Origin of the sequence: Hymenobacter telluris (genome assembly GCF_017313265.1) — a bacterium.
In the GTDB taxonomy this organism is placed as follows: domain Bacteria; phylum Bacteroidota; class Bacteroidia; order Cytophagales; family Hymenobacteraceae; genus Hymenobacter; species Hymenobacter telluris.
Genome location: NZ_JAFLQZ010000004.1, coordinates 507828 through 530648, shown reverse-complemented (window position 1 = coordinate 530648; position 22821 = coordinate 507828). Strand labels below are relative to the sequence as shown.

The following is a 22821-nucleotide window of genomic DNA, read 5'->3' as shown; positions in this document are numbered from 1 at the left end:
ATAAAAACAACCCTCCGAAACATCGTTTCGGAGGGTTGCTGGTAGTCATCGGGGGTAAGGCTACCCGGATGCTAAGTTAGTTGCAGGTGCTGAACGTGCCAGCGGCAGGAGCCGTGTTAGCCCAAGTCGGCGTGAAGTTTGGCAGGCTGGTGAAAGTGGGGTACACCGCCGAAATCTGCACGTTTTCCAGAGGCCACTTCCAGTCGGCTGGAATCAGGATGCCATTAGGGAATACTTTGCCTGCGGCGTCGGTCCAGGTATCGCCGGTGTTGGTGGCGAGGTCGTAGATGCCGAGGTCGTAGTTAGGAGTGCCGCTGGCCGTGCCGGAAGTGTACACCGAAATGAAGGGCTCGTAGGGACGGGCAGCGTTGTAGCGGAAGGAATTGTTGATGTTAACCGTTACGGTACGGGTAGCTGGCGTCACGCATAGCTCCGAAGCCACCGTATTGGCGAAGCCGGAAGTACCGCTGCTTGGCAGAGCAGTTTTGGTGCTCGGGAACACCGTAACCGTGTAGAAAGTACCGTTGTCTTGCACGTTGGCGGCACCCGTAATGCTGGTTACCCCCGTCTTAGGCAGGTTGAACTTGAAAGCGTGGTCGTAGCCAGCACCGCGAGCCGAAGCAGTGAAGGTGATGTCCATGGTGGCGGTCCGCTTGGTTACCGCCGACTTGATAACCAGGTCGTTGTAGTCGGCGTCGTTGCCCTCATTGCGCAAGTCTTCCCAAGCGTAAGTGAAGTCGATAGGATCAGCACACTCGGTTTTGTTGAGTTGGAAGAAGCTGCCACCGTACAGGCCAGGGAAACGGGTGGCGCTGTTGATGGAAACGCAGTTGCTGGTACCGTCGCACTCCGTGCCCCAAGCTACGCCGCAGTTGGTGAGCTCCGCATTAGCGGCAATAGAAACCAAGTCGATGTTCAGGCAATCCACGGCCGAGCGGGGGATGCGGGCAGTGTAGGTGGTGCGGCGGTCAGTGGCACGGAAGCAGGCCTGGTAAGCAAAACGGTCGGGCATGATGCCGAAAAGACCAATCTTCCAGCTTCTAACCAATTGCGCGCAATCCCGGAACACGTCCAGGTTGGTTTCGAGCAAGTAAACGTTGGGCTTGGTGATTTTGTAGGTTACGTAGAGGTAGTTGTTATCGAGAGCAGCATCTACCGAGCCGATGTACTGGCGCTGGCTGTTCACTAGGCAAACTGATTTGCAGGTTGCTGGTAGTGTGGTGTAAGAGTCAGTGGAAGACGTACTAGCGCTGAGCTTGGGGTTTACGTCGTCTACCTCTTTTGTGCAACTTTGAAAAGTGAGGGAGAGAAATGAGGCTGCAACAACAGCTTTCATTGAGCGGAGTAGCCAGTTCTTCATGGCAAAATTAAGTTTTGTTGGGGGTTGGTGTGTTGGTAAGAAGCTGATGCATGAAAATGGTAGCCGTTTTGTAGTACCATTCGTATAGCAAATGTAAATATGTTGGTACATACCAAAAAATTTAATTGAAATTATTTTATTTATATAGCCATAATGTACTGATAATCATATAATTAATTTATAATTAAATTTTAACTTGTTATATTCTAATGCAATTAAACATTTTATTGGAATTGACCTATTTTTATTATAGAAGAAACAGAATGTTAGTTTTTTGCATCACGTAAAAGATCAATGAGTTATCTATAGTTTAATAAAAAAAGGCGTTGCTAAAGATGAGCTTAAAATGATATAATTCAATTCAAAGTAACTTATATTTAGATGCGTACAGCCAAGCTGGTTTTGAGGATTTGAGCAAGTGACAAGAGTCCTTAATGTATGGCGGATTGGTAGGTAAGGACTGGCATTTGCCAACTGGTTGGGTGGGCCTAGGGCATTATTTGCTTTCCCAATTAGTAGGTGGGCTGGGGAAGAGCCCAGCAATGGCTACTTGTTGCTTACAGGGCAGGATTGAGCCCCCAATGGCTTGCAGGCTGACCAGTTGACGTACCTATGGTAAGCAGGTTTAGTAAGCATCCGAGGCTACAGAGCAGCTACAAACAAACAGCCCCCCGAAACCTAGTTTCGGGGGGCTGCAAACAGTTGGTTGGCTAAGTAAATGCCGCGTTAATTACAGCTACTGAATGTACCAGTAGTAGGAGCCGTATTAGCCCAGTTGGGGTTGAAACCATCGGTAATGCTACGGAAATTAGGATAAGCGGCTGTAATCCGCACGTTTTCCAGAGGCCACTTCCAGTCCGACGGAATCAGGATGCCGTTTGGATACACATCACCATCGGTGTCGGTCCAGGTGTCGGCCGGAGTGGATACACCGTACACATTCAGGTCGTAGGCCGGAGTGCCGCTGGCCATGCCGGAAGTATATACCGAAATAAACGGTTCGTAGGGCCGGGCCGCGTTGTAGGGGAAAGAACCGTCAATGGCAATGGTTACGGTGTGCTCGTTGGGCGCAACGCAAGGCTCGGACGGTACCGTATTGGCAAAGCCCGAAGAGCCCGCGCTAGGCAGGGCCGTTTTTGTGCTTGGAAACACCGTAACGGTGAAATAAGTACCCATGTCCTGTACGCTGCTGGCCCCGAAAATGCCTGCGCTACCCTGCGGAATACCGGTTTTAGGAATGTTGAATTTGAACGCATGGTCGTAGCCGGCACCCCGGGCTGCGGCCGTGAACTTGATTTGCATCATGTTGCTGGTTTTGGTTACGTCCGACTTGATAACCAAGTCGTTGTAGTCAGCGTCGTTGCCAGTGTTGCGCAAGTCCTCCCAAGCGTAGGTGAAATCAACCGGGCCGTTGCAGCCACTCTTACAGAACTCGAAGTACGTACTCCAGTTGGCGCCCGGAAATTGGGCGGCATTGTTCAGCGAAACCCCATTGCCTGATTCGCTGCAAAGGCCACCCCAGGCAGTTTCGCCGTTGGAAAGAGCTGCGTGCGAAGCAATAAAGAAACAGTCTCTGGGCAGGCCATCAACCACGGAACGCGGAATGGTAGCCGTGTAGGAAGTTTTCCGGGCGCCCGCGCTAAACGACGCTTTGTAGGCAAACTTGCCCGGAATAGCCCCGCCACCGCTTAGCTTCTTGGCATTCCGAAATGCGGTAATGTTGTCGAAAACATCAAGGTGGGTTTCCAGCAGATAAACGTTTGGCGCCGTGATGTTATACGTCACGTAAAGGAAGTTGGCATCCAGTGCCACGTCCACGGTGCCGGCGTACATGGTGCGCCCGGCTACCAGGCAAACCGATGTGCAGGTGGCTGGCGCTGTGGTAGCATCAGCTGAGTTGGCTTGGCTTGGAAGTACCGATTCCGCTTCCTTATTACAGCTTTGGAAAGCCAAGGAAATGCACAAAGCAGAAAGCAGTGTTTTAAACTTTGGGGGTAACCAGTGCGCGTTCATAGGTGAAGATTTTGTGGGTTTTTTGGAAAAAGAAAGTGCGAATGTAACGGTGCTTTTTTAGCAACATTTACATAATAAATGTAAATTAATTTCACTAAAAATCAAATAAAACTAGTTTAAATAAAATTTAGTTTATCATATATATACAAGATGATTGCAGCCGTCTAGAGTCTGCTTGTTACTGTATTATTTGGTTCAAAGACGCAAAAAGCCCTTCCTGCCACAAGGGAAGGAAGGGCTAGCAAGTAGTTTCGCTTTATACAATAGAGTTAGCTGCCTTTCGGCATGCCGCCAGTTACTTCCAGCAAGCTACCCGTAGAGTAGCTGCCATCCTGTGAGGCAAAGTACACATAGGCTGGTGCCAGTTCCTCGGGTTGGCCGGGCCGGCCCAGCATGGTGGAGTCGCCGAACTTCTTGAGGTCTTCCTTGAGCATGGTGCCCGGAATAAGGGGCGTCCAGATAGGACCAGGTAGCACGGCATTCACCCGGATTTTCTTTTCGCCCAGGTAGGCAGCTAAACTCTTCGTGAACGTGTGAATGGCGCCCTTGGTGCAGGCGTAGTCAATCTGGTGCGGGTTGCCCACCAGCCCCACAATGCTGCCCGTATTGATGATGGAGTCGCCTTCCTTGAGAAATGGAATGGCCGCCTGCGCCATAAACAGGTAGCCTTTGATGTTGGTATCAAAGGTGCGGTGGATGTTTTCTTCAGGAATGCTCTCGAAATGCTCGTAGCCCATCTGGTAAGCCGCATTATTAACCAGAATATTGAAGCCCCCCAACTCCTCGTTGGTGCGCACCACGGCCGCCCGGCAGGCATCCGACGAGCGCACGTCGCACTGAATGGCCAAGAACTTGCGGCCCTGCGCCTCTACGGCCCGGCCGACTACGGCCGCGTCTTCGGCGTTGGTTTGGTAGATAACGGCCACATCGGCGCCTTCCATGGCAAAAGCCAGCGCCACGGCCCGCCCAATGCCGGAGTCGCCGCCGGTGATGAGGGCCACTTTGCCTTTCAGTTTGCCCGCCGGCTGGTAGCTCGACATATCCCAGTCGGGCTGCTTGTCCATGCTTTCCTCGCTGGTAGGATAAGCGGTTGGTTTCGGGTTGATTTCGCTATTGGTTGGGCGTGGTTCGTTTTGTTCGGTGTTCATAGCTGGTGGTAGTGAAAAAAGAATAGTTGCTAGCTTGGATACGGAAAACCGGCCGGAAGGTCAGAAAAGAACGGAAAGTTGTTGGGCTGTTTTCTTGTCTCACCGCAAAAGGAGCCCGAAGAGTATAAGCAGTTCAAGTTGCGCAACGGCGGCAGGTTTGTAGTAGAAGCTGTTTAGGAAGTCTGAAAAACATAAAGTGGGGTCATGCTGAGCTTGCCGAAGCATCTCTACCGCTTTGTCTGAACCGTTGCAACGAAGCGGTAGAGATGCTTCGGCAAGCTCAGCATGACGGTCCAGCAACTTCTTAAACAGGTTCGTAGTAAAGAATCCATTGCCCGCACGGTAAAGCCGCATTGTGGCGACAGATTTCCCGGCATTTTTGTCGCCTTGGTGCGGCTTTGCCCATCTGCTTAGTTGTTTTCCCACACCCAGCACCGCTGCGCGGCTACTCCGTGTCGTGGGTTAAGCAGCCAATAATTCTTGGGGCTTGGCTAGTGTAGTGGCCAGATGACGTACTGCGCCTGCGCGCTGAGCCAAGGCGGCGAATACGAGCCTGGAGTTGGTTACGCTCCGTAGCGAGCCACCGGCACGAAGCCGCGTTGCGTGAGCGGCAACCACTGCTCTGCTATGCCAAGCCCAAGCCATGGTGCCGAGCGAAGCGGCATCGGTTGGTATCCGTTGTAGCCGACGTGCCTGCCAAAGGCTGGCTTCACGCTCTAAACCCCGTACGTACTGGGGAAATCAACTTCCCTGAAAGTCCCCGCCGCCAGCCCGCACAGGCAGCGGCCGGTGAAGGCTGGCTCACTGCCAATACTACAAACAGATGGGGGGCTTTACAGGCCGTTCAACAACGGAAAATAGTGGCTTGCCGGCTGAAACTGCGGAATAAAGAGCTAAAGTTAAGATGGATTGTGCTTGCAAAGCAATTGAGGGCGCAAGCCATAATTTTTTTTGATGGAGAAAAGAACAACGAAACGTGCGTGGTTTAGCTCGTTAGGTTGAAAATGAAATTCAAGAAAAGCAGTGCGGAAAAAAATTAATCTTGCCGATAGATTGCCAGGCTTAACAATGCCGTAATTTTGCAGCATGCTTCAACCAAAAAACATGTTGATGAAGCGCGGGACCCTACTCGGTAAGGAACCGCGAGTGAGCCGGAAGGTCTTCGCCACCATCGGTTTTTCCGATTTCGCCTTTGGTGTTTCTATTGTTTTTTCTGAGTGTTGCCCCGCCACCGTTTCGGATTCTGAAACGGTTTTTTTATGTCCGTTGAGTTCGTTGGCTGCTGCCCCACAGCCAATTACTACCTCTCACGGACCCCAACCTTCCCGCCGCCAACCGTGGCGGCTGCCACCATCGCCTCGGCCCACACCGATAGCCAGTTTCCCCGTCGTGGCGAGTGGCAGATAAGGCTTCATACTGTCCGTTTTAGCTAGACAACCTCATTCTCCTCAACTCTGGTATGGCACGTAAAGACCTGCTCGACATTGCATCCCTTCACCGTGAGGAAATCGAGTTCCTGCTCGACCAATCCACGTCGTTTAAAAAACTGTTCACCCACTCGGTGAAAAAAATTCCTGCTCTCGAGGGCAAGTCCGTGCTCATGCTGTTCTACGAGGCTAGCACCCGCACGCACTCTTCCTTCGAGGTAGCGGCCAAACGCCTCTCGGCCGAGGTAACGAATTTCGACGTCGCTCACTCTTCCATCACCAAGGGTGAGTCGGTGCGCGAGACCATCGAGACGCTACAGGCCATGCGCACCGACTACATCGTGGTGCGCCATAGCCACCCCGGCCTGCCCGGCATGATTGCCCGCCAAACCACGGCTTCGGTTATCAATGCCGGCGACGGAGCGCACGAGCACCCGACCCAGGCCTTGCTGGACGCCTTCACCATCCGGGAGAAATTTCCCGACCCCCGGGGCAAAAGGGTCCTCATCATCGGCGACATTCTGCACTCCCGCGTCGCGCGCTCTACCAGCACGCTGCTGCAAAAGCTGGGCATCGAGGTGGCGTACCTCGGCCCTGGCTCGCTGGTGCCCAAATACGTCCCGGAAAGCATACCCCGCTTCACCGATTACGAGGCGGCCATGGCTTGGGCGCCCGACGTGGTGTATTTGCTCCGCGTGCAGATGGAACGCCAGGACGTGCAGTTTTTCCCCAGCGTCCGCGAATATCACCGGGTGTACGGTATCACCACTGCCCGGCTGGCCGAAATCCGCGACCGGGGCCTCTACATCATGCACCCCGGCCCCGTGAACCGAGGAGTGGAGCTGTGCGACGCCGTGATGGACTACGAGCGCAGCCTGATTACCAACCAAGTCGAAAACGGTATTTCCATCCGCATGGCCGTGCTCGACTGGCTCACGCCGGGCGGGGAGTTTCCGAAGCAGGAAGCGTATGCTGCGCGGCAGAAAACCAGCTCGCCGGTGATTATGCCCTAATTGCCGGACGCGGCGGCTGACTCTTTACTTTTACCTCTTTCATACCCCTTGCCGGGTTACAGCAAGTATCACCTCATGCTTCTCCTTCAAAACGCCCGCATTGCCTCTGAAAATTCACCTGTGCTGCTCGAGGGCGATGTCCTGATTGTCGAAGGGAAAATTCAGGAAATCGGCAGCAACCTGACTGCTCCCAAAGGGGCCCGCGTTATCGACGCGCGGGGCCGGGTGCTGATGCCGGGCATGTTTGATGCGCACGTTCATTTCCGCGCCCCTGGGTTTGAAAACAAGGAAACCATTACTACGGGGAGCGAAGCGGCCATCAACGGCGGCGTTACCGGCGTGGTGATGATGCCCAATACCCGCCCGGCCATCGACTCGGCGGCCGTGGTAGCTACGGTGCTGGAAAATGCCAAGCACCGGGCGCGCATTCCGGTGTACACCTCTGGCTGCGTTACCAAAAACCGCGAAGGCAAAGAGCTAGCGGAAATCGAGGGCATGCACCGCCTTGGCGTGACCATGCTCACCGACGACGGCGACACCACCAACGACCCGGCGGTGCTGCTGCGGGCCATGCAGTACGCCACCGAGTTTGGGATGTTTTTCGCCAGCCACTGCGAGGTGCCGGAGCTGGCCGGGCCGCGCGCCCTCAACGAAGGCGTGATGAGCTACCGCCTGGGCATCAAAGGTTCGCCGGCCTGCGCGGAGGAAATCATTATCGACCGGGACATTCGCTTGGCCCGGGCGGCGGGTGCGCATGTGCACATCCAGCACGTGTCCAGCAAGGAGGGCATGGAAACTATTCGCTGGTGGAAATCGCGCGGTGATGTGAAGGTGACGGCGGAAGTGGCCCCGCACCACCTGCTGTTCACCGACGAGCACATCGGCGACTACGACACCAACTACAAAATGAACCCGCCGCTGCGCACCCAGGCCGATTGCGACGCGCTGCTCGAAGGCCTCAAAGAAGGCGTATTCGACCTCATTGCCACCGACCACGCCCCGCATACGCCGTTCGAAAAAGCCCAGGATTTCATTAGCGCGCCCAACGGCATCACCGGCCTCGATACGGCCCTGGTGTCGCTCTACCACCACTTTGTCGAGCCCGGTAAATTCGGGTGGGACCTGGTGGTGAAGCGCTATTCCGCGGAGCCCCGCCGCCTGATGGGTTTGCCGGTACCCACCATCGAAGTCGGTCAGCAAGCCGAGTGCGTCTTGTTCGATACCGAAGCGGAAACGACCTTCACGCGGGAGTTCATGAAATCCAAATCCCAGAACACGCCCTTCATCGACCAAACGTTGAAAGGCCGGGTAGACCTAGTGATTCTGGGTTCGGAAATCCTACTGGAGCGCTAATTAGGTAAAGCTTACCTAGATACTAGTCGTTTGTCATGCTTAATCTGGCGCCCGTTTGCCGAAGTGGGAGAGACGCTTCGGCAAGCGGACGCCAGATTAAGCATGACGTTCTTTTTCAATTTGTTTCCTATGAGTACCCTTTCAACATCCGACGCCCCAAGCCCCAGCACCGTCTCGGGCAAGCCCGTAGTCGGCGTGGTTATGGGCTCCAGCAGCGACTGGGACACCATGCAGCATGCCGTGCAGATTCTCGCGCAGTTTAGCGTGGCCCACGAAGCGCGCGTGGTATCGGCCCACCGCATGCCCGACGATTTGTTTGCTTACGCCGAACAAGCCGGCCCGCGCGGCTTGCAGGCCATCATTGCCGGCGCGGGTGGGGCCGCCCACTTGCCAGGCATGCTAGCTGCCAAAACCATAGTGCCTGTGCTAGGGGTGCCGGTGGCCAGCCGCCATTTGCAGGGGGTAGATTCGTTGCACAGCATCGTGCAGATGCCCAAAGGAATACCGGTGGCCACGTTTGCTATTGGTACGGCCGGGGCGGCCAATGCCGCGCTGTTTGCCGTCAGCCTGCTAGCCCTGCATGATGCGGATTTGGCTGCCAAGCTACAAGCGTTTCGCGTGGAACAAACCGAAGCCGCCCGCGCCATGACGTTGCCAGTATGAACGAGGTAATTGATATTAAAAACATGACCCCGATTTTCCCGGGCAGCGTGGACGCCGCGGGCCAGCGGGCCACCCTAGGCGTATTGGGTGGCGGCCAGCTGGGCCGAATGTTTGTGCATGCTGCCCAGCGCTTAGGATACTTCACCGCCGTGCTGGAACCCGACGCGCAAAGCCCGGCCGGACTGGTAAGTCACCACCACATCCAGACTAGCTACGACGACCCGGCCGGGCTGGCTGAACTAGCCCAGTTGTGCCAGGCCATTACCACCGAGTTTGAAAATGTGCCAGCCCAGACCCTGCAAACCCTGGCGCAGACCCGACCCGTAGCACCGGGCGCGGCCGTGGTGGGCATTGCGCAAAACCGCATCGAGGAAAAAGCCCACTTCACTGCCTGCGCCGATGTATCAGGAGTAACCTGCGCGCCCTATGCGGTAATTGAAACGGATGCCCAATTACAGGGCGTGCAGAGAAACCGGGCGGATTTGCTGCCCGGCATCCTGAAAACCGCGCGCATGGGCTACGACGGCAAGGGCCAAGTCCGCGTTAAGACCGCCGATGAGCTGGCCACCGCCTGGACGGAGCTGGGTGGCGTGGCCTGCGTGCTGGAAAAGATGCTGCCGCTCACCGCCGAGTGCTCGGTGCTGGTAGCGCGCGGCTGGGATGGGCAAGTCGTCAGCTTCGCTCCGCAGCGCAACGTGCACGTTGAGGGTATTTTGGCCGTGACCCACGCCTACGAAGGAAACATGCCGTCCGCCCTGGCCGATAGGGCCCGCGACGCGGCCGTGGCCATAGCGCAGCATCTGAACTACGTGGGGGTGCTGTGCGTGGAGTTTTTTGTGGTGGACGACGGTACCGAGCATGGAGGCCTGGTGGTCAACGAAATGGCCCCGCGCCCGCACAATAGCGGCCACTATACTATAGACGCCTGCGACGCGTCGCAGTTTGACTTGCAGGTGTATGCCATGGCGGGTTTGCCCTTGCCGCAGCCGCGCCAGCATTCCCCGGCCATTATGCTCAATCTGCTGGGTGATGTGTGGTTTGACGCCAGCGGCCAACTACAAGAGCCAAACTGGCGCTCCGTACTGAGCTTACCGGGCACGCACCTGCACCTATACGGCAAGTTGCAGGCGCGCCCCGGCCGCAAGATGGGCCATCTGACCATCACCGGCCCGGACGTGGCCAGTATTACAACCGTGGCGCGCCGCGCCGCTGATTTGCTCGGCTTGCCGGGACTAGGAGACATTTAGGTGTTATCGTCTCAACATGACCAAGTCAACCAGATGCCAATGGGCACTTACTTCTGTTAAGGAAACCACCGTGCAGCGCTTAAATTCTCAGACCACCAACGAGTTCAACGAGAACTGCAAGCCTTGCTGCTGGCTTACAACCACGCTAAGCGCTTGAAGACGTTGCGCGGGCTGGCTCCCCACTCGAGTCAGCTACAGTACAGCTTCCACGAACGAAACGGGCCACTGCCGAGCGAGCTTACTCTTTAGGTAAGGGAGTGGAAACGTGGGGAGCGGTATAGGCGAGCATAGCGGTTTTGCCTGACCAGCGGGCGAAAGAAAAACCGGGGTAGGAAGTATAGAAACTTCCTTGCTGGCCGCCGCTGCCGTATACTGCACCATGATAGACCCCGAAACCTTTCTGCTGCACACCCCCGACGCGGAAAAAACCGTTGTCTACGTTCACACGCCCGATGGCGACATCGAGCAGTATGCCGCGCTGCTGGTGGCCCAAACGCGCCGCCGCAAGCTGTTCATCACGCTGGAAGCGCGCCGCCGCTACCTCACCCACACGCTGGTTGACGACGGCCAACCGGATGAGGTGGAGCAAGAGTTTCTCGACGATTACGCCGAAGTGGAAGACCTGATGGAAGACGCCGGCCTCGACGGTATCCACGACGGTGAGCAAGGCATTGTGTACCACAACCTGCTGTACTTGCTGATGAACCCGTGAGGTATGCTCCGCTGGATTGATGTGCTGACGTATGCCCGCTACAGCAACCCCGAGCCGCCCCGGCGCGTGAACCTGACCGACCAGGAATGGGCCGCCCAACTCACGCCGGCGCAGTTCCGGGTGTTGCGCCAGCAGCACACCGAGCCGCCGTACCGCAATGCCTACTGCCGCTCCTACGAGCCGGGAGTGTACGTTTGCGCCGGGTGCAACAGCCCGCTGTTCGACTCCACTACCAAGTACCACGCCATATCGGGCTGGCCCAGCTTCACCCAGCCGCTAACCCGCAGTGCCATCAGCTACTTTTTCGACGACAGCCACCACATGCAGCGCGTAGAAGTGCGCTGCAACGTGTGCGGCGGCCACCTGGGCCACGTTTTCCCCGACGGACCCGCACCCGGCGGCCTACGGTACTGCATCAATTCCGAGAGCATCCGGCAACTGCCTCCACCAACGGACGCCCGCTAAGTGGGTTGCCAGTTGCGAGTTGCCGGTTCTTGAAAGTAGAACGAACTGACAACCGACAACTCACAACTAGCAACTCACTTGGTGGGGCGCCAGGTGAAGGTGAGGCCGGTGGCGCCTTGGTAGTACAGGGGCGAGAAGCTGGTGCCTTCCAGCAAGCGGGGCTTGCGGCCCCAACGGTTGCGGTGCGACAGATACGCCAGGTGCGCCGACAAGATGCCGAAGCCCGCGCCAGCCACCACGTCGCTCTGCCAGTGCTTGTTGTTGAGCATGCGCAGCGCTGCCACGCTGGTGGCAATACCGTAGGCCCCCACCCCGTACCACTGGCTTTTGTCGCGCAGCTCGGCGTGCACGATGCTGGCGGCCAGAAACGCCTGCGCCGTGTGGCCCGAGGGGAAGGAAAGCCGGTCGGAGGCGTCGGGGCGGGCCACGTTGGTCAGGCGCTTGGTCAGGAACACGCTGCTGAGCATGAGGGCCTCGGCCTTGCCGATGAGCAGCAGCGTGTTGATCCGGTCGTTGCGCGACTCCACCCCGGCCAGCGAGACGGCCGCCAGCTCGAAATACGGGGCCACAATCAGGATGTCATCCACGCGGGTGCGGAAGTTGGGAAACTGCTTCTGGATGTCGCGCCGGGCGTCGTAGCTGCTGTAGAAGCCGTTGTTGTTGATGGTGCTGATGCCGTAGCCAATCATGAGGGCCGGCACAATCGTGGCTTTCACCAGCTTGCCTTTGTACCAGGGCTGCGGAGCCTTAACGGGTACCCCGTTGGGGTTTTCAAACTTGCGCAACGTATCCGTATCCACGGGCGGCGGGGTAGTGGGGTTGGCAGGCACCTGCGCATAGACAGGGGCTAATGACCCGGTAAACAACAGAAGTGCAACAACCCGTTGGAGCAAATAAGAGCGCATAAAATGAAAGTGGAAAAACGACGAGACAAGCGAATCAGCGGAAACTCAGGACCACGGTAGCGCCCAACGCGCCTTGGTTGTAAAACGGCATCAGCAGGGTGGTGCTGCGAGTAGCGGAGTGGGTGCCGGGGCGGTGCCACAACGAGGCAGCCGTACGGCGCAGGGTGGGATAGGCCCAGTACACCAACTCCGTAGACAATACCCCCACGCCGGCCCCCGCCAGCACATCCGACAGCCAGTGGTTGTCTTTGGCAATGCGCAGCGCCCCAGTAGCGGTGGCTACCGAATACGCGCCCACGCTGTACCAAACGCTCTGGCTGCCATACTCCTTGTGCATGAAGCGGGCCGCGGCAAAGGCGGCGCTGGTGTGGCTGCTCGGGAACGAGGAAAAATCGTTACCGTAGGGGCGCTCCACTTTCGTGAGCCGCTTAAGGTTGCTGGTTAGGCCATTGTTGAGGTGGTAAATCAGGCCGAACAGTACCGCTTGCTCCACGGTGCCGTGCTGCCCCTTCACGCCAGCCAAACTCAGACCTAGCGTGGCGTAGGCCGGCACGTGCCGCAACTGGTCGTCGATGTGGGTGCGCACCCATGAGAGGTGCTCCCGCGCCCCGGCCCGCACCGATTCGTCGGCTTCTATTTCCAGGTCGAATACTTCCACTTCATGCCGCAGCAGTGCCCCGGAGCCAATCAGCAGGGCCGGCAGCGCCAGCCGTTGCACCGTGGGTAGCTGCCGAAACTGGTTCACCCGCCCGCTCACTGTGCCGTACGCCACCCGCCCGCGGGCCAGCAAGGAGTCGAGCCGTGGCGCAGTGGCCACTGGTGTTTGCTGGGCCATGCACGCGGGCCCGGCCAATAGCAGTCCGAGTAGCCCACACCCCCCTTCACCTGCCGAAGCCACCGTTTTACGCCATTCAATTGCTGTTCTGATTTGCTGTGCGCTGCTGGTTTCTTGTGCGGGCTCATGCCTGAGTATGAGTTGAATATAGAGTTGCTGATTTAGTGGTGTCAGTGGATTCTCGCACATAAATCCGTTTCGCAACGACGAGCAACGCGAGCTTCCACGCGTGCAGTGCCGGATACTCGCGTTGCTCGTCGCGAAACAGATTTTCGCGCTACGCTGCCGGGTACAACAAATGCCTGAAAATTGATTTCCAGGCATTTGTTGTAAGCGGGCGGCAACTAAAAACTAGTCCCAGTAAGCGGGGGTGGTTACTTCCTGGCCATCGGCCGAGAATACCACGTCTTTGTCCTGGCCGTTGCTGTCGAGGTCAACTTGGTAGAAAGTGGTTTCTTCGGTGCCCTGAAACAGCTTCTCGGCTTCGTCGATGCGCATGCCGGCGTATTTCTGGGTGATGGTGGCTTGCACGGCGGCGGGCAGCTCGGCAGTCGGAATGTCGTACTTGTATTTGAGGATAGTGCCGCTCGGGTTCAGCAGCGCCTTATAGTCCACGGTATTCACGTCGAACTCGGCTTCGTAGTCGTCGCCTTTTTTCTCCCATTCCAGGTTGGTAACCGTGGTGAAGCGCGTAGCGAAGCTGGTTTTCACTACTTCGGGCACCTCATTGGGCTTCACATCGTCGGAGTCGTCTTTGTTACAGGCGAGGAGCAACAGGCCGGGCAGCAACAGCAGGTGTCTGGAGAGTTTCATGGGGTGTTGGGTTAAGTGAGAAAAGTTTGTTTTCAGGTGGTAAGTACAGCTTCACAGAGCCTACCGTAGCAGGTTCTGCAAGCAAAAAAACAAGGTTAGGGAGCGGCCGGCGTAATAAGCGGAACCGCTGTTGGCGCGGGCGTGGCCGTGCTTACCGCCTGGCAACTGTCGCGGCAGTATTCCAGCTGCAAGCGGGTGCGGCGCAGCTCGTCGGCCAGCGCCGCCCTCGATTCACGGTAGTTGTCGGTGTCGTCGTCGTCATCCTCGTCCCACATGTCGTCGGCAATGCCAATCAGCCACCGGCTGCCAGGCGTGGAGTAATGGGGCGTGAGCAGGTAGGCGTTGAGCGCCAACGACAAACCCATGATGCCCGCTAGCAGCCAATTGAGCAAGGAAAAGCGGGAAGACGTGGGCATGCGGTTGGTGTTGAATACGGTGCAAACAACCGTCGTCAACATTAAAACCGTCTGAACGCTATGTTAAAAGACATGAAAGCTCGGCCGTACGGCCCGGTGTTACACCACCGCCGGCAACAGCATCGTGGACGTGGTGCCCTCGCCCAGCACCGACGCTATGCTCAGGCTGCCGCCGTGGGCCCTGATTATCCGGTCGGTGATGGCCAGCCCGAGGCCGTAGCCGGGTGCGGTTTGGCCGTTTTCGGCCCGGTACAAAGGCTCCCGCACGCGTTCCACCTCGTGGGGCACCATGCCAATGCCGGTGTCGGCTACGGTTAGCTGCACCGTGCGGGCCGTGGCGTAGCGCAACGATACCACCACGGCTTGGGTGCTGTATTTGCAGGCGTTATCGAGCAGGTTGAAGATGGCCGTGGCAAGTAACTGCTCGTTGCCGAGCACCGCAAACAGGTCTTCGGCGGCTTCCGGCCACTCGCCTACTTCCAGCTGAATGGCCCGCCCCGGATACTTGCTGGAACCCGCCGCAATGGCCTGAACCACGCATTCATCCAAGGCCACCTGGGTGCGCCGAAACGTGGCATCTTCGGCTTTGGCCAGGGCCAGCAGGCCGTTGGTTAGCTCGATGATGGCCTGCGTTTCTTCCAGCGCCGAGTCGATGCTGCGCTTGGTTTCGGGCAGGCTGGTATCGTAGGCGGCGGATGTTTCCAGGGTGGCAAGCAGGTTGGCCAGGGGCGTGCGCAACTCGTGCGAGGCGTGGGCGAAAAAGCTTTTCTGCGTCTCGAAAGCCCGTTCCAGCCCGCCCAACATGCGGTTGAAGGTGATGGCCAATCGGGCAATTTCGTCGCGCCCGTTGCCTTCGTTCACTCGCCGGTTCAGGTGCGGCGCCCGGATGCTGTCCACCTCCGTCACCATGCGCGCCAGCGGCTTCAACGACCGGTCAGCAAACAGGCCAGCGGCCAGTGTAATCAGCACCATAGCCCCCAGGTTGCCCACCACCAAAATCAGGCGGAGCGTGGCAAATTCTAGCCCGCCGTAGTAGTCGCGCCCGGCCATAAACAGCCAGTACCGCTGCCCGTGGTGGCGTACCAGCACGCCCAGGGTTTCCACCTCGCCCACCCGAAAGCGCGCTGGCTTGCGAGCAGTAATACGAGGCATCAACTCAGCGTCGCGCTGGCGCAGTGGCTCGGTGTCGTGCTGCTGAATGTGAAACCGCAGTTTTTGCTGCCCATCGTAAATGCTGATGCGGCCGTTGTGCATGGTCAGCAAATCTTCCTTGCGGAAGTTGCCCAGCACTTTCGGGTTCAAATCCAGCCGATGAATCAGCAAACTGGCCGACTGCCGGGCGCGGGTTTCCAGGCGGTGATAGAAGCGTGAGCGGCGCGCTTGGTCGCTGTAGTAGTAAATAAAGGCCGTCAGGCAGAGCTGAATGGTAGTCACCAGCACCATAAACCGCAAAATCAGCCTGTTCCGAACCAGCATGAGGTGAAATGGTGAAGTGGTGAGTTTGATGTTCTGCTGGTCTAGCTGGAGCAGTGCCGCATCCTGGTATTGATATAAACTAACCGTCATGCTGAGCGCAGCCGAAGCATCTCTCCCGCCAAACTAACTCCCGCTATGAGAACGAAGCGGGAGAGATGCTTCGGCTGCGCTCAGCATGACGGTTAGTTTGGCAACGTCAGCACGCGAGATGCTTCGGCTGCGCCTCTGCATGACGTTCGAGAGAGGGGGGAGTAGGGTGCGAACCTGTTGAGAGTGCCGTTCAATCGGCCCGCATTACGTAGCCCATGCCTACTATGGTGTGAATGAGTTTTGGGTCGTGGCCTTTGTCGAGTTTTTTGCGGAGGTGGCTGATGTACACGTCGATGACGTTGGTGTTGGTGTCGAAGCCCAGCTCCCACACTTTCTCGCTGATATCTACCCGGCTTATCACCTTGCCTTGGTGGGTGAGCAGGTATTCCAGCAACGCGTACTCCTTGGTGGTCAAATCAATGCGCTGGCCGGCCCGGCTCACGGTTTTGGCTTCCAGGTTCAGCTCTAGGTCGGCGAGCTGCAACACCCGCTTCACCGATGTGGAATCGGAGCTGCGCTTGATGAGGGCGCGGGTACGCAGCAGCAGCTCCTGAAACTTGAACGGCTTCACCAGGTAGTCGTCGGTGCCCGCTTCGAAGCCTTCCACCTTGTCTTCGAGGCTGTCGAGGGCGGTGAGCAGCAGCACCGGCATGCGCGGGTGGTCCACCCGAATCAGCCGGCACAGCTCGAAGCCGTTGATGTAGGGTAGGTTCACGTCGAGTATCACTAGGTCGTACTCGTTCTTCCGAAACAACGACTGGCCCATGCGTCCGTCGTAGGCCACGTCAAGCTCGTAGCCTTCGTTTTGGAAGCCTTTTTGGATGAACGACGCCAGTTTGGGTTCGTCCTCGACCAGTAGTAAGCGCATGGCAAAGAATAAGATGGAAGTAAAGAATACCGCAAACTGCTGTTGAGGTTTCATTACCACGCCAAAAAGCCGTTCGGCAGGTTTCAGTTTGCCTGCGTATAGCCGGCAGCTGTTACCTGATACGCTTCCCTGCCATGGCAAAAAATTCGCACCCCACTTCCCAACAGAATTTCCCCGGTTTCGTGCGCGTCCGGGGGGCGCGGGAGCACAACCTCAAGAACATCGACGTGGACATTCCGCGGGATGCGCTGGTGGTATTCACTGGCGTGTCGGGCTCTGGCAAGTCGTCGTTGGCTTTTGGCACGCTGTACGCCGAGGCCCAGCGGCGCTACCTGGAATCGGTGTCGCCGTATGCGCGGCGGCTGTTTCACCAGATGTCGGTGCCCGAAGTGGACACTATTGACGGGTTGCCGCCGGCCGTGGCCTTGCAGCAGCAGCGCGGCACGCCCACTACCCGCTCGTCGGTGGGCTCGGTTACCACGCTCTCCAACCTGGTGCGCATGCTCTACTCGCGGGCCGGCGAGTACCCGGCGGGGCAAGGCATCATCTACGCCGAAGCCTTTTCGCCGAACACGCCCGAAGGCGCCTGCCCCACCTGCCACGGCCTGGGCCGCATCTACGAAGTAACCGAGCAAACCATGGTGCCCGACCCCTCGCTCACCATCCGGGAGCGGGCCATTGCCGCCTGGCCGCAAGCCTGGGGCGGCCAAAACCAGCGCGACATCCTCGTGACCCTGGGCTACGACGTGGACACGCCCTGGCGCGACTTGCCCCAGCAGGACCGGGACTGGATTCTGTTCACTGAGGAGCAGCCGGTGGTGCCCGTGTACCCCGGCTATTCGCCCGAGGAAACCAAGCGCGCCCTCAAGCGCAAGGAGCCGCCCAACTACATGGGTACGTTTACGGGCGTGAAACGGCACGTGCTCCACACCTTCGCCACCACCCAGAGCCCGCTGATGAAGAAGCGGGCCTTGCAGTACATGCTCAGCACCGAGTGCCCCATGTGCCACGGCAAGCGCCTGCGGCCCGAGTCGTTGTCGGTGAAATTTGCGGGCCTCGACATTGCCGATTTCTCGCAGCAGCCCCTCAAACGCGTGGCGGCCCTGCTGAAACCTTATGCCGACAGCGCCACCACCGGCCGCCAGCAGCACGACGCCGACCACCCCGAACAAGCTATTGTAGCTCAGCGCATTGCCGCCGACTTGTGCGCCCGGCTGGAAGTGTTGCTGGATTTAGGCTTAGGCTACCTGTCGTTGGAACGCAGCACGCCCACCTTGTCGCCGGGGGAGCTGCAACGGCTGCGACTGGCTACTCAGCTATATTCCAACCTGTTTGGGGTAGTGTACGTGTTGGATGAGCCTTCCGCGGGGCTGCATCCTTCTGATACCGAAGCCTTGCTGTCGGCGCTGGCCGCGCTGAAGCAAGCCGGCAACTCCCTATTCGTAGTGGAGCATAACTTGGATGTGGTGCGGCAGGCCGATTGGCTGGTAGACGTGGGGCCGGCGGCCGGCGAGCAGGGCGGCGAAATCCTATACAGCGGCTCGCCCGCCGGCCTGGTAGACGTGGAAGCGTCGCAAACGCGCCGCTACTTGTTTGCCACTGCCGCCGAAGAAACGCGGGAGCCCCGCACGCCGAGCGGCTGGCTGCAACTGGCGGGCGTCACGCGCAACAACTTGCAAAACCTGGCTGTGCAATTTCCGCTGGGCGTGTTCACCACCGTTACGGGCGTGTCGGGGTCGGGCAAATCCAGCCTCGTGAGTCAGGTGTTGGTGGAGTTGGTAGCCGGGCAGTTGGGCCTAGAAGTAGCTGCCGAAGAGGAAGAAGGCACCGACCCCCTAGAACAAGCCGCCGCGCCCGAAACCGGCGGCCGCATTGTAGCAGGCATGGAGCACATCAAGCGGCTAGTGCGCGTAGACCAGAAGCCGATTGGCCGCACACCACGCTCCAACATGGCCACGTACACCGGCCTCTTCGACCACGTGCGCAAGCTGTTTGCAGCCACACCCGAAGCCAAAAAGCGCCGCTATGATGCCGGCCGGTTCTCGTTCAACGTGGCCAAAGGCCGTTGCGAGAACTGCCAGGGCGAGGGTTTTGTGATGGTGGAGCTGCTGTTTCTGCCGAGCGTGTACGCGCCCTGCCCGGTGTGTCACGGGGCCCGCTACAACGCCAAAACCCTGGAAGTCACGTACCGCGACAAGAACATTGCCGAGGTGCTGGGTTTGACCGTGGACGCCGCCTGGGAGTTCTTCAGCGACGAGCCGCTGGTGCACCGTGCCCTCACGGTGCTGCGCGAAGTCGGCCTTGGCTACCTGCGCCTCGGCCAGCCCGCCACCGAGTTGTCGGGCGGGGAGGCCCAGCGCATCAAGCTGGCCACCGAGCTGCAACGCACTCAGCGCGGCAACTCCCTCTACGTGCTCGACGAGCCCACCACCGGCCTGCACCCCTCCGACGTGGAAAAGCTCCTGACTCAGCTCAACGGCCTGGTGGAAGCCGGCAACACGGTCATTGTAGTGGAGCACGACATGCGCGTAGTGGACCACTCCGATTACGTGCTGGACATGGGCCCCGGTGCCGGCGACGAAGGCGGCCAAGTGGTAGTGGCCGGTCCGCCCGCTGAGGTAGCCCAGGCGAAGGGCAGCCGCACGGCTCCGCATCTGCGGCGGTTCTTGGCGGGCAAGCAGTAGGCAGCTTGTATTGTCGAGCTAGGGAAAGCCCCTTGAAAAGGCAGGTGTACAATCAGAATACAGGCCGTGTAAGCGCGTGCAGTACGTGGTAAGCCCTACCTTAGCGCTTTGGTAAGGTGGAGCTTACTCGGCTGATTTCTATCACTGTTGATTGATGAGCAGGCTGTTATGGATGTTTTAAAGCGTAACAATGTTACCGTCTCGGGAGAAGGAAAGCAGGCTATGGTGTTCGTGCATGGTTTCGGCTGCAACCAACAGATGTGGCGGTTGGTGGCCCCCGTTTTCGCTGCCGACTACCGGGTGGTGCTGCTTGATTTGGTGGGTGCCGGGCGGTCCAACCTAGCCGCTTACGACCCTGCGCATTACAGTTCGTTGGACGCCCATGCCGAGGATGTGCTGCAAGTGCTTGGCGCGCTGGATTTGCACGACGTGGTGCTGGTAGGCCATTCGGTAGGAGCCATTATTGCCATGCTGGCCGCTATTGAAGAGCCCACGCGGGTAGCGCAATTGGTGCTGGTAGCGCCTTCGCCCCGTTACCTCAACGACGTCGGCTACACCGGCGGTTTCGAGCCTGTCGACATCAACGACCTACTCGAAGACATGGGCAACAACTACCTGGGCTGGTCGGGCGCTTTCACCCCCGTAGTGATGGGCCAGCCTAGCCGGTCGGAACTTACTACCGAGCTAAACACTAGTTTCTGTAGCACCGATCCAGCCATTGCCCAGCATTTTGCCCGCGTCACCTTCCTAGGTGATAACCGGGCTGATTTGCTGTTGGTACGCACGCCCAGCCTGATTTTGCAGTGCGCCTACGATGTAATTGCCCCGCTAGCTGTAGGCACGTATATGCACCGTTATATGCCTGATAGTGAGCTGGTGGTGCTGGATACGTCGGGCCATTGCCCGCATCTGAGTGTGCCCCAGGCTACTATTGCCGCTATCCAACAGTTTCTTCGTTCTACGCCAACGCCATAGCCATGAGTGATGCCGCTGACGATGAGCAACTACCCGAGCTAGACCTGCGCCTGACCCAGGAAAACCTCGACGAATTTTACGAGCACGCGCCCTGCGGCTACTGCTCCTGCCTGCCTGATGGTACGCTAATCAAAGTCAACCAAACGTTGCTCGATTTGCTTGGCTACACACGCAACGAGTTGGTGGCGCACATGGCGCTACAAGACCTGTTCACCATTGGCGGGCGCCTGCACTACGAAACTCATTGCGTGCCCTTGCTGCTGCTGCAAGGGCAGGTGCGCGAAATCAGCTACCTGCTGCGGCGCAAAGACCGAACCACGCTGCCTGTGCTGATGAACTGCGCCCTGCTGCGCGACGCCGACCAGCAGCCGTTGGTAGTCCGCGTAACGTTGTTCGACATCACCGAGCGCCGCAAGTACGAGGCCGAATTGCTGCGGGCTAAAGACCACGCCGAGCAGCAGCGCGAGCAGCTAGCGAAAGCCAATGAGCAACTGCAACGCAAAAACGAGCAGCTCACCCGCATCAACGCCGACCTGGACAGCTTTGTGTACACCGCCTCCCACGATCTGCGCCAGCCCATCGACAACATGGCCGGGCTGTTCACCGAGCTCAAGCACAGCGCCACTTTCCACGACCCCGCCGCCACCAGCATGGTGCTGATGTTTGAGGAAGCTTTGCAGCAGATTCTGGATACGATTGGCGGGCTAACGGCAGTGGTGCAGCAGCAGCGGGAACTGGAACAGGTGCCCAACGAGGCAGTGGCCCTCCAGCCGATTACCGAAGAAATAATCCGGAGCCTGCCGGGCATTGACCCACCGGCCACGTTCACGCTGGATTTCTCGGCCATCCCCACGCTGCAACTGGCGCGGCCCAGCTTGCACAGTATGCTGTTCAACCTGCTCAGCAACGCCCTCAAATACGCCGACCCCAGCCGGCCGGCGCATATCCGGGTAAGCACGGCGCTAGTAGACGGCGCGCCGGTGCTAAGCGTGCAAGACAACGGCCGCGGCATCAATCTGGAGCGTCACGGGCCAGAGCTGTTTCAGCTGTTCCGTCGGTTTCACCCCGAGGTGGCGGGCTCCGGCATGGGGCTGTACCTGGTTAACAGGCTGGTGCGCCAAGCCGGCGGGCGGGTGGCAGTGGAGAGCAAAGTAGGACAGGGCACCACGTTCCGCATCTTCCTACCTCGATAAGTAGTGAGTAGTGAGTTATTGGGTAGTGAGTACTGTGAGTGTGTTTGGAATTTTATAAAAACACAGTTTTTATCATGCTTGGTCTAAGTCCACTTGTCGAAGCAGGCCCTGAAAACTGAAGCTGCAAATACGTACCCACTACCCACTACTCACTACCCACTACTCAGTACTCAATCAAAGATGATGGTTTTGTTGCGGTGCACGAACACCCGCTCGGTGAAGATGAGCCGGAGGGCGCGGGCCAGCACTATTTTCTCTACGTCGCGGCCGGCTTGGGCCATTTCGCTGGCGCTGTGGGTGTGGTCGATGGGGATGATGCTTTGGCCGATGATGGGCCCCTGGTCGAGCTGCTCGTTCACGAAATGCGCCGTGGCCCCAATGATTTTTACACCCCGCTCATACGCTTGCGCGTAGGGGCTGGCCCCTACGAAAGCCGGCAAAAACGAGTGGTGAATGTTGACCAGCCGGTTGGCATACGGCGCCACAAACTCCGCCGACAGAATGCGCATGTACTTGGCCAGCACCACAAACTCGGGCTGGTACTGGTCGAGCAGCGCACTGATTTCCGTTTCGTGCGCCTCACGGGTTTTGCCTTCGTGGCTGATGCAGTGGAACGGCACCCCAAACTGCCGGGTCAGGTCGCCGAGCACCTCGTAGTTACTGATTACGGCCATGATGTGCGCGTTCAGCTCGCCAAAGGCGTGCCGTACCAGCAACTCGCTCAGGCAGTGGTGCTCTTTGGTAACCAGCAGCACAATGTTTTTGCGGCGGTTGTCGGCCAGCCGGATTTCGGCGGCCGCAGGCAGGGCCGCGCGTAACTCTTGCAGCAGCGTTTCGGATTCAAACTCGCCGGCAAACTCGGTGCGCATGAAAAAGTAGTTGTCCTGCCGCTCCACAAATTCGTCGTTGCGGACGATGTTGAGGCCGTGCCCGAACAGCACCCCCGTAATACTATGAATCAGCCCCCGCTCATCGGGGCAGCGAATCAAAAGGAAATGAGAAGTTAAGTCAGCAGGCATAAGAGGCTAGGGGAGGCTACCGCGCAAAAATAGGTGCCAGCAAGTGGTACGTGGAGTTGTTTAAGTGAATATCGTTTCAGCGGGGCCTCACCCCCCGGCCCCCTCTCCTAAGGGAGAGGGGGAGCCAGCCGAAGCAGCGCCGCCCC

Annotated in this window: 21 protein-coding genes; 10 read left to right on the top strand and 11 right to left on the bottom strand. The window is 58.3% G+C overall.

Annotation, left to right across the window (positions count from 1 at the left end):
* Window positions 1–76 precede the first annotated feature (76 nt).
* On the bottom strand, window positions 77–1336 hold the full coding sequence (locus tag J0X19_RS09575; protein WP_206984110.1) for an LruC domain-containing protein: 1260 nt from the start codon (window positions 1334–1336) through the stop codon (window positions 77–79).
* Between the two features lie 750 nt (window positions 1337–2086).
* Window positions 2087–3193: an LruC domain-containing protein gene (locus J0X19_RS09570; RefSeq protein WP_206984109.1), complete on the bottom strand. Its 1107-nt coding sequence runs from the start codon at window positions 3191–3193 to the stop codon at window positions 2087–2089.
* Here J0X19_RS09570 and J0X19_RS09565 point away from each other — a divergent pair.
* Window positions 3192–3434 carry a hypothetical protein gene (locus J0X19_RS09565; RefSeq protein ID WP_206984108.1) on the top strand — a complete coding sequence of 81 codons (243 nt, stop codon included), beginning with the start codon at window positions 3192–3194 and terminating at the stop codon, window positions 3432–3434. The two genes, J0X19_RS09570 and J0X19_RS09565, sit on opposite strands and share 2 nt — an antisense overlap.
* A gap of 208 nt (window positions 3435–3642) precedes the next feature.
* Here J0X19_RS09565 and J0X19_RS09560 read toward each other — a convergent pair whose 3' ends face one another.
* Entirely contained in the window at window positions 3643–4521 is an 879-nt protein-coding gene (locus tag J0X19_RS09560) for an SDR family oxidoreductase (RefSeq protein WP_206984107.1), read from the bottom strand.
* Window positions 4522–4620: 99 nt separating this feature from the next.
* Entirely contained in the window at window positions 4621–4947 is a 327-nt protein-coding gene (locus tag J0X19_RS09555) for a hypothetical protein (RefSeq protein ID WP_206984106.1), read from the bottom strand.
* A 1033-nt stretch (window positions 4948–5980) separates the two neighbouring features.
* On the opposite strand from J0X19_RS09555, the gene J0X19_RS09550 reads away from it, so the two are divergent.
* The 6 genes from J0X19_RS09550 (at window position 5981) to msrB (ending at window position 11401) form a co-directional block, all read left to right on the top strand.
* A complete protein-coding gene (locus J0X19_RS09550; RefSeq protein WP_206984105.1) occupies window positions 5981–6961 on the top strand; it encodes an aspartate carbamoyltransferase catalytic subunit in 981 nt (326 codons plus the stop codon).
* Between the two features lie 75 nt (window positions 6962–7036).
* Entirely contained in the window at window positions 7037–8314 is a 1278-nt protein-coding gene (locus J0X19_RS09545) for a dihydroorotase (protein WP_206984104.1), read from the top strand.
* A 129-nt stretch (window positions 8315–8443) separates the two neighbouring features.
* Complete coding sequence (purE, locus tag J0X19_RS09540) at window positions 8444–8977, top strand: 5-(carboxyamino)imidazole ribonucleotide mutase (protein ID WP_206984103.1); 534 nt, start codon at window positions 8444–8446, stop codon at window positions 8975–8977.
* Complete coding sequence (locus tag J0X19_RS09535; protein ID WP_206984102.1) at window positions 8974–10224, top strand: 5-(carboxyamino)imidazole ribonucleotide synthase; 1251 nt, start codon at window positions 8974–8976, stop codon at window positions 10222–10224. The genes purE and J0X19_RS09535 overlap by 4 nt, the downstream gene beginning before the upstream one ends.
* 379 nt (window positions 10225–10603) lie before the next feature.
* Complete coding sequence (locus tag J0X19_RS09530; RefSeq protein ID WP_206984101.1) at window positions 10604–10936, top strand: hypothetical protein; 333 nt, start codon at window positions 10604–10606, stop codon at window positions 10934–10936.
* 3 nt (window positions 10937–10939) lie between these two features.
* Window positions 10940–11401, top strand: a complete 462-nt coding sequence (gene msrB, locus J0X19_RS09525; RefSeq protein ID WP_206984100.1) for a peptide-methionine (R)-S-oxide reductase MsrB — start codon at window positions 10940–10942, stop codon at window positions 11399–11401.
* Window positions 11402–11475: 74 nt separating this feature from the next.
* Here the strand turns inward: msrB and J0X19_RS25115 are convergent, their stop codons facing one another.
* From J0X19_RS25115 to J0X19_RS09495, 6 genes are all read right to left on the bottom strand, one after another.
* Window positions 11476–12231, bottom strand: coding sequence for a phosphatase PAP2 family protein (locus J0X19_RS25115; RefSeq protein ID WP_206984099.1), 756 nt, complete (start codon window positions 12229–12231; stop codon window positions 11476–11478).
* Window positions 12232–12340: 109 nt separating this feature from the next.
* Window positions 12341–13141, bottom strand: a complete 801-nt coding sequence (locus J0X19_RS09515; RefSeq protein WP_206984098.1) for a phosphatase PAP2 family protein — start codon at window positions 13139–13141, stop codon at window positions 12341–12343.
* A gap of 351 nt (window positions 13142–13492) precedes the next feature.
* Window positions 13493–13954, bottom strand: coding sequence for a PepSY-like domain-containing protein (locus J0X19_RS09510; protein WP_206984097.1), 462 nt, complete (start codon window positions 13952–13954; stop codon window positions 13493–13495).
* A gap of 95 nt (window positions 13955–14049) precedes the next feature.
* The gene (locus J0X19_RS09505; protein ID WP_206984096.1) at window positions 14050–14370 is read right to left on the bottom strand and encodes a hypothetical protein; all 321 of its coding nucleotides are present in this window, start codon (window positions 14368–14370) and stop codon (window positions 14050–14052) included.
* A 99-nt stretch (window positions 14371–14469) separates the two neighbouring features.
* Entirely contained in the window at window positions 14470–15936 is a 1467-nt protein-coding gene (locus J0X19_RS09500) for a sensor histidine kinase (RefSeq protein WP_206984095.1), read from the bottom strand.
* Window positions 15937–16126: 190 nt separating this feature from the next.
* Window positions 16127–16804 (bottom strand): response regulator, encoded by a 678-nt coding sequence (locus J0X19_RS09495; RefSeq protein ID WP_206984094.1) that lies wholly within the window; start codon window positions 16802–16804, stop codon window positions 16127–16129.
* A 134-nt stretch (window positions 16805–16938) separates the two neighbouring features.
* On the opposite strand from J0X19_RS09495, the gene uvrA reads away from it, so the two are divergent.
* The 3 genes from uvrA (at window position 16939) to J0X19_RS09480 (ending at window position 21656) form a co-directional block, all read left to right on the top strand.
* Window positions 16939–19488: an excinuclease ABC subunit UvrA gene (gene uvrA / locus J0X19_RS09490; RefSeq protein WP_206984093.1), complete on the top strand. Its 2550-nt coding sequence runs from the start codon at window positions 16939–16941 to the stop codon at window positions 19486–19488.
* A 168-nt stretch (window positions 19489–19656) separates the two neighbouring features.
* Window positions 19657–20463, top strand: a complete 807-nt coding sequence (locus J0X19_RS09485; RefSeq protein WP_206984092.1) for an alpha/beta fold hydrolase — start codon at window positions 19657–19659, stop codon at window positions 20461–20463.
* A 2-nt stretch (window positions 20464–20465) separates the two neighbouring features.
* Window positions 20466–21656 carry a PAS domain-containing sensor histidine kinase gene (locus tag J0X19_RS09480; RefSeq protein WP_206984091.1) on the top strand — a complete coding sequence of 397 codons (1191 nt, stop codon included), beginning with the start codon at window positions 20466–20468 and terminating at the stop codon, window positions 21654–21656.
* A gap of 170 nt (window positions 21657–21826) precedes the next feature.
* Here the strand turns inward: J0X19_RS09480 and purU are convergent, their stop codons facing one another.
* The gene (purU, locus tag J0X19_RS09475) at window positions 21827–22675 is read right to left on the bottom strand and encodes a formyltetrahydrofolate deformylase (RefSeq protein WP_206984090.1); all 849 of its coding nucleotides are present in this window, start codon (window positions 22673–22675) and stop codon (window positions 21827–21829) included.
* Window positions 22676–22821: the final 146 nt, after the last annotated feature.

Excerpts from the sequence above, each read along its gene's own strand:
- J0X19_RS09535 (WP_206984102.1), top strand. The coding sequence starts at position 8,974 with ATGAACGAGGTAATTGATATTAAAAACATGACCCCGATTTTCCCGGGC.
- J0X19_RS09500 (WP_206984095.1), bottom strand. The coding sequence starts at position 15,936 with ATGACGGTTAGTTTATATCAATACCAGGATGCGGCACTGCTCCAGCTA.
- uvrA (WP_206984093.1), top strand. The coding sequence starts at position 16,939 with ATGGCAAAAAATTCGCACCCCACTTCCCAACAGAATTTCCCCGGTTTC.
- J0X19_RS09485 (WP_206984092.1), top strand. The coding sequence starts at position 19,657 with ATGGATGTTTTAAAGCGTAACAATGTTACCGTCTCGGGAGAAGGAAAG.
- J0X19_RS09560 (WP_206984107.1), bottom strand. The coding sequence starts at position 4,521 with ATGAACACCGAACAAAACGAACCACGCCCAACCAATAGCGAAATCAAC.
- J0X19_RS09495 (WP_206984094.1), bottom strand. The coding sequence starts at position 16,804 with ATGCGCTTACTACTGGTCGAGGACGAACCCAAACTGGCGTCGTTCATC.
- J0X19_RS09545 (WP_206984104.1), top strand. The coding sequence starts at position 7,037 with ATGCTTCTCCTTCAAAACGCCCGCATTGCCTCTGAAAATTCACCTGTG.
- purU (WP_206984090.1), bottom strand. The coding sequence starts at position 22,675 with ATGCCTGCTGACTTAACTTCTCATTTCCTTTTGATTCGCTGCCCCGAT.
- msrB (WP_206984100.1), top strand. The coding sequence starts at position 10,940 with ATGCTCCGCTGGATTGATGTGCTGACGTATGCCCGCTACAGCAACCCC.
- J0X19_RS09530 (WP_206984101.1), top strand. The coding sequence starts at position 10,604 with ATGATAGACCCCGAAACCTTTCTGCTGCACACCCCCGACGCGGAAAAA.
- J0X19_RS09565 (WP_206984108.1), top strand. The coding sequence starts at position 3,192 with ATGGTGCGCCCGGCTACCAGGCAAACCGATGTGCAGGTGGCTGGCGCT.
- J0X19_RS09570 (WP_206984109.1), bottom strand. The coding sequence starts at position 3,193 with ATGTACGCCGGCACCGTGGACGTGGCACTGGATGCCAACTTCCTTTAC.
- purE (WP_206984103.1), top strand. The coding sequence starts at position 8,444 with ATGAGTACCCTTTCAACATCCGACGCCCCAAGCCCCAGCACCGTCTCG.
- J0X19_RS09550 (WP_206984105.1), top strand. The coding sequence starts at position 5,981 with ATGGCACGTAAAGACCTGCTCGACATTGCATCCCTTCACCGTGAGGAA.
- J0X19_RS09480 (WP_206984091.1), top strand. The coding sequence starts at position 20,466 with ATGAGTGATGCCGCTGACGATGAGCAACTACCCGAGCTAGACCTGCGC.
- J0X19_RS09505 (WP_206984096.1), bottom strand. The coding sequence starts at position 14,370 with ATGCCCACGTCTTCCCGCTTTTCCTTGCTCAATTGGCTGCTAGCGGGC.
- J0X19_RS09510 (WP_206984097.1), bottom strand. The coding sequence starts at position 13,954 with ATGAAACTCTCCAGACACCTGCTGTTGCTGCCCGGCCTGTTGCTCCTC.
- J0X19_RS09515 (WP_206984098.1), bottom strand. The coding sequence starts at position 13,141 with ATGGCCCAGCAAACACCAGTGGCCACTGCGCCACGGCTCGACTCCTTG.
- J0X19_RS09575 (WP_206984110.1), bottom strand. The coding sequence starts at position 1,336 with ATGAAAGCTGTTGTTGCAGCCTCATTTCTCTCCCTCACTTTTCAAAGT.